The sequence below is a fragment of the Modestobacter sp. KNN46-3 genome (assembly GCF_011039295.1).
The window spans coordinates 1-5,499 of the sequence record NZ_JAAKGN010000231.1; the positions used below are offsets into that span (position 1 = coordinate 1).

5 protein-coding genes are annotated in these 5,499 nt (G+C 74.8%); 4 read left to right on the plus strand and 1 reads right to left on the minus strand.

The genetic code is table 11. From position 1 onward, the window contains the following. From G5C62_RS25310 to G5C62_RS25325, 4 genes are all read left to right on the plus strand, one after another. On the plus strand, nt 1-2,099 hold a 2,099-nt coding region (locus G5C62_RS25310), incomplete at its 5' end, for a hypothetical protein (protein ID WP_206330860.1). Then, nucleotides 2,083-3,795 carry a CTP synthase gene (locus G5C62_RS25315; RefSeq protein WP_164703189.1) on the plus strand — a complete coding sequence of 571 codons (1,713 nt, stop codon included), beginning with the start codon at nt 2,083-2,085 and terminating at the stop codon, nt 3,793-3,795. The genes G5C62_RS25310 and G5C62_RS25315, both read left to right, overlap by 17 nt. After that, nucleotides 3,795-4,379 (plus strand): NUDIX hydrolase, encoded by a 585-nt coding sequence (locus G5C62_RS25320; protein ID WP_164703187.1) that lies wholly within the window; start codon nt 3,795-3,797, stop codon nt 4,377-4,379. Before G5C62_RS25315 ends, G5C62_RS25320 begins: the two co-directional genes overlap by 1 nt. Before the next feature lie 50 nt (nt 4,380-4,429). Continuing rightward, a complete protein-coding gene (locus G5C62_RS25325) occupies nt 4,430-4,843 on the plus strand; it encodes a heme-binding protein (RefSeq protein WP_036339730.1) in 414 nt (137 codons plus the stop codon). On the opposite strand, the gene G5C62_RS25330 is transcribed toward G5C62_RS25325, so the two are convergent. Next, nucleotides 4,828-5,499 (minus strand): hypothetical protein (locus G5C62_RS25330; protein WP_241176129.1); only part of this gene is annotated, 672 nt, incomplete at its 5' end. The genes G5C62_RS25325 and G5C62_RS25330 overlap by 16 nt on opposite strands.

Here is a 5,499-nt window from a genome sequence, read left to right on the forward strand (position 1 = left end):
CGGTCCCCCCGGTGCCGGTGCCGAGCGTCCCGCTCCCGGAGGACGACGCGGTCGCGAACGGCGCCGACGACGGCTCGGCCGCGGTGCAGGCGGACACCCGGCTGTCCTGGTGCGGGCTGGAGGAGCAGGTCGCCGACGTCGGCCTCGCCGAACCGCAGCAGACCATCGCACGGGTGGCCGCCGACGAGGCGACCGCCCGGTTCGGCGCCGAGCCCGGCGCCCTCGGGGAGGCGGTGGACTGCAGCACGGTGGTCGGCCGCGCCGGCTCGCTGGCGGTGGCGGGGGAGACCGGCGAGTTCAGCGTCCGCGACCAGCTGCCGGCCGAGCCGGCCGAGGTCGCCGCGCTGCTGGCGGAGTGCCCGCTCACCGTCGTCTCGCTGGACCAGCTGACCGACGCCGGCGCCCCGGTCATCGAGGAGACCGACACCGGCACCCAGCCCTCCCGCCGGGAGGCGGCGCTGGCGGTCATCGACCAGACCGTCGGCCGGCTGCGCGACGCGGTGGCCGAGCTGCCCGGGGACACGCTCTTCCTGCTGCAGGGGGTCTCCGAGGTCAACGGCGGCCGGCCGCAGCTGCACGTGGGGCTGGCCAGCGGGCCGGGGGTGGCGCCGGGCTGGCTGACCAGCGCGAGCACCGGCCGGGCGCCCTTCGTCCAGCTGATCGACGTCGCGCCCACGATCCTGCAGGCGCTGGGCCTGGACCGGGTCCCCTCGATGAACGGGCAGCCGTTCCGGGTGGCCGGCGACCGGCCCGACCTGGCGACCGCGATCGCCGAGCTGGAGCAGATCAACACCCGCGCCGTCGTCCACTACCGCAGCACCGGCACCACCTTCTGGCTGCTGGTGCTGCTCAACGGCGCGCTGGTCGTGCTGGGCCTGCTCGGCCTGGGCGGCTGGGCCACCGGGTGGTTCCCCGGCCGGGCCCGGGGCCACGGGCGGGTGCGGACCTGGCTGCAGCAGCGCACCCCAGGACGGCGCCGGACGGCGGCCCTGCGGGTCGCCGCGCTCGCCGTCGCCGCCGTCCCGGTGTCGACCTACCTGGCCAACCTGGTGCCCTGGGAGCTCAGCTCGGCCCCGCGACCGGCACTGGCCGGCTCGGTGCTCGGCTGCACCCTCGCGGTCACCGCGGTCGCCGCGCTGGGACCGTGGCGGCGGACCCGGCTGGGGCCGGCCGTCGCCGTCCTGGTCATCACCCTGGGGACCCTGGTGGGCGACGTGCTCACCGGCTCCCACCTCGAGCTCGACGGCCTGCTGGGCTACGACGCCATCGTGGCCGGTCGGTTCACCGGGTACGGAAACCTGAGCTTCGGGCTGCTGGCGGTCAGCTCCCTGCTGCTCACCGCCGCGGCGGCTGCCGCGGTGGCCCGCCGGGCGGGGACACCCGGCCGCCGGCACTGGCTGCTGCCGGTGCTGGGAGCCGGGGTGGCCACCGTGGTCGTGATCGGCGCACCGTCGCTGGGCCGGGACTTCGGGGGAGTGCTGGCCGCCGTCCCCGGGTTCCTGGTGCTCGGGATGCTGCTGGGCCACATCCGGGTCACGGTGGTCCGGCTCGTGGCGGTCCTCGCCGTCGCCGTGCTGGCCGTCGGCACCGTCGCGGTGGTCGACTGGCTCGGCCCGGCCGACGAGCGCAGCCACCTGGGCCGCTTCGTCGGGCAGCTGCTGGACGGCGAGGCCTGGACCGTGGTGAGCCGGAAGGCCCAGGCCAACCTCAACATCCTGCTGGGCAGCCCGCTGGCCTGGATGCTGCTGGTCGCGCTGGTCGCCGCGGTGTGGCTGCTGCGCCCCGGCGGGCTGCTGCGCAACCGCCCGGGTCACCGCGCCGCGGGGCTGCCCGCCGACGACCTCCGGGTGCTGCGGGCCGGCCTGGTGGCGGTCGCGCTCAGCCTGACCCTGGGCGCCCTGGTCAACGACAGCGGCGTCGCCCTCCCGGCGACCGCCGCCACCGTCCTGGTGCCCCTGCTGGTGTGGCTGGTCGCCAGTGCACCGGGCGGCGACGGGGCCGCCCCGCCGCTCCCGCGCCGGGCGCCGGGAGCGGCGACGAGGGCCCCGGGAGCCCGTGTTAACGTGGGCGTCCGTGGGTCGACTGGCAGAACCTCGTGACCGCGGACCTCTTCTCCCCAACTCCCAGCCGACGAAGTTCGTCTTCGTCACCGGCGGCGTCGTGTCGTCACTGGGCAAGGGACTGACAGCAAGTTCTCTGGGGGCGTTGCTCTCCAGCCGTGGCCTGCGGGTCACGATGCAGAAGCTGGACCCGTACCTCAACGTGGACCCGGGGACGATGAACCCCTTCCAGCACGGCGAGGTGTTCGTCACCGAGGACGGCGCCGAGACCGACCTGGACATCGGGCACTACGAGCGGTTCCTGGACACCGACCTCACCGGCCGGGCCAACGTGACCACCGGCCAGGTGTACTCCGACGTGATCGCCAAGGAGCGGCGCGGGGAGTACCTGGGCGACACGGTGCAGGTGATCCCGCACATCACCAACGAGATCAAGTCCCGCATCATGGCCGTGGCCGAGGGCCCGGAGCGGGTCGACGTGGTCATCACCGAGGTCGGCGGCACGGTCGGCGACATCGAGTCGCTGCCCTTCCTGGAGGCCGCCCGGCAGGTGCGGCACGAGATCGGCCGGGACAACTGCTTCTTCCTGCACATCTCGCTGATCCCCTACATCGCCCCCTCCGGTGAGCTGAAGACCAAGCCCACCCAGCACTCGGTCGCCCAGCTGCGCAGCATCGGCATCCAGCCCGACGCGCTGGTCTGCCGGTCGGACCGGGAGATCTCCGAGGGCATCAAGCGCAAGATCGGCCTGATGTGCGACGTGGACGCCGAGGGGGTCACCTCCTGCCCGGACGCCCCGTCGATCTACGACATCCCCAAGGTGCTGCACCGCGAGGGGCTGGACGCCTACGTCGTCCGCCGGCTGGGCCTGCCCTTCCGGGACGTCGACTGGACCGTGTGGGGCGACCTGCTGGACCGGGTGCACGACCCGAAGCAGACCGTCACCGTGGCGCTGGTCGGGAAGTACATCGACCTGCCCGACGCCTACCTGTCGGTCACCGAGGCGCTGCGTGCCGGTGGGTTCGCGCACCGCTCGCGGGTGCAGATCCGCTGGGTGCCCTCCGACGACTGCGAGACCCCCGAGGGCGCGGCTGCGGCGCTGGCCGGCGTCGACGGCGTGTGCATCCCCGGCGGGTTCGGGGTGCGCGGCATCGAGGGCAAGCTCGGCGCGATCCAGCACACCCGGGTCAACGGCATCCCGACCCTGGGCCTGTGCCTGGGTCTGCAGTGCATGGTCATCGAGGTGGCCCGGGACCTGGCCGGCATCGAGGGCGCCAACTCCACCGAGTTCGACCCGGAGACGCCCGACCCGGTCATCTCCACCATGGCCACCCAGCTCGACGTGGTGGCCGGCCGGGGCGACATGGGCGGCACCATGCGGCTGGGCAGCTACCCGGCCGCGCTGCAGAAGGGCTCGGTCGTCGCGGCCGCCTACGGCGCGACCGAGATCACCGAGCGGCACCGGCACCGGTACGAGGTGGCCAACGCCTACCGCGACCGGCTGACCGAGGCCGGGCTGGTCTTCTCCGGCACCTCGCCCGACGGCACCCTGGTCGAGTTCGCCGAGCTGCCCATCGACGTCCACCCGTTCTTCGTCGGCACCCAGGCGCACCCGGAGCTGAAGAGCCGGCCCACCCGGCCGCACCCGCTGTTCGCCGCCTTCGTGCAGGCCGCCGCCGGGTACCAGGACGCCGCCCGGCTGCCGGTGCCCGAGGACGAGCAGGTGGGCATCTGATGCCCCACTCCTACGACGTGGTCGCCTCCGAGGAGCTCTACGCCGGCCGGATCATCTCGCTGCGCAAGGACACCGTGGTGATGCCCGGCGGCGACGAGAGCGGGCGCGAGGTCGTGCACCACCCCGGCGCGGTCGGCATCGTCGCCCTGGACGACCAGGACCGGGTGGTGATGCTGCGCCAGTACCGGCACCCGGTCGGGGAGCACCTGTGGGAGGTGCCGGCCGGTCTGCGCGACGTCGACGGGGAGCCGCCGGTGGAGACCGCCCGCCGGGAGCTGGCCGAGGAGGTGCAGCTGTCGGCCGAGCGCTGGTCGCTGCTCACCACCCAGCACCCGTCGCCCGGCTTCTGCGACGAGCTCGTGGTCCTGTACCTGGCCGAGGGGCTCAGCGACGTCGCCCGCCCCGACGGCTTCACCGTCGAGCACGAGGAGCTGGACATGACGGTGGAGCGGGTGCCGCTGGCCGAGGCCGTCCAGTGGGTGTTCGACGGGAAGATCCGCAACTCCCTCGCCGTCATCGGGGTGCTGGCCGCCGCGCAGGTGCGGGCCACCACGCCGCAGCTCCGCCCGCTCGACGCGGTGTGACGGGTGGGTCCGGTTTGCCCCCGGACCCACCCGCGGGCGATGGTGGCCCGGTGCTGACACATGACCAGGCCCTGTCCCTGCTCCAGGCTGCGCGGGAGGAGTCGACGACGCTCGGCGTCCCGATGTCCTTCGCCGTGATGGACCCCAGCGGCCACCTCGTCGCGCTCATCCGGATGGACGGCGCGCCGTGGATCTCCGCCGACGTCGCGCAGGGCAAGGCGTGGACGGCGGCCGCCTACGGCGCCCCCAGCGCCGCCCAGAAGGCGAAGATGGAGCCGATGCCGAACTTCGCCTCGGCGATCACCACGATGACCGGCGGCAAGTTCACCCCGCAGACCGGCGCCGTGCCGGTGTACTCCGACGGCACGCTGCTCGGCGCGCTGGGCGGCAGTGGCGGCACCGGCCAGCAGGACGAGGACGTCTGCGCCGCCGCGGTCGCGGCCTGCGGCTACTCCCTCAGCTGACCTCCACCGGCTGAGGGGCGGGCGGGCGACCGGAGACCGAGTCGCTCGAGCTGCAGCCCGGCCAGCGCGTGCAGCGCGGCCGGGTCGCCCGCCCGCCAGCCGGCCCCGGTGCCGGCCGGCAGGCGGGCCAGCCGCGGGAGCGGGGCGGTCGCCATCGCCCGGGCGGCCAGCAGCTCGAGGTCCGGGACCCCGCCCAGCAGCCGGTCGGTCGCCCGGGCCTCGTGCAGCCAGCCCAGCCGCCAGGGCAGCCAGCGCAGCAGCAGCCAGCCCACCGGCAGCAGCACCAGCACGACGGCGAGCACGGTGGCCAGGGTGTGCACGGCGTCCGAGGCGTCCTGCCCGGCGCCGGTCACCGAGCCCCCGGCCTCGCTGAGCGCGCCGAAGGGGGCCGCGAGCTCGTCGCCGACCAGGGGCATCTCGTCGGCGACGCCGGCCGCCGTCCCCATCGAGTCCGAGATCGACCGGCCGAGGTCTGCCACCGCCAGGCCCGGCTCGGCCAGCACCAGCACCGCACGGTGCACCGCCCGGGCGACCAGCACCCACAGCACCGCCCAGGCCACCAGCCCCAGGTCGGCGGCCAGCTGCCGGGTGCGGTGATCAGGACGGTCGGCGTACAGGCGCATCGGGCAGCTCCGGGGTGTTCGCGGCGCGGTGGG

Bases quoted from the DNA above. Each gene is read 5' to 3' on its own strand.
- G5C62_RS25320 (WP_164703187.1), top strand. From the start codon at position 3,795: ATGCCCCACTCCTACGACGTGGTCGCCTCCGAGGAGCTCTACGCCGGC.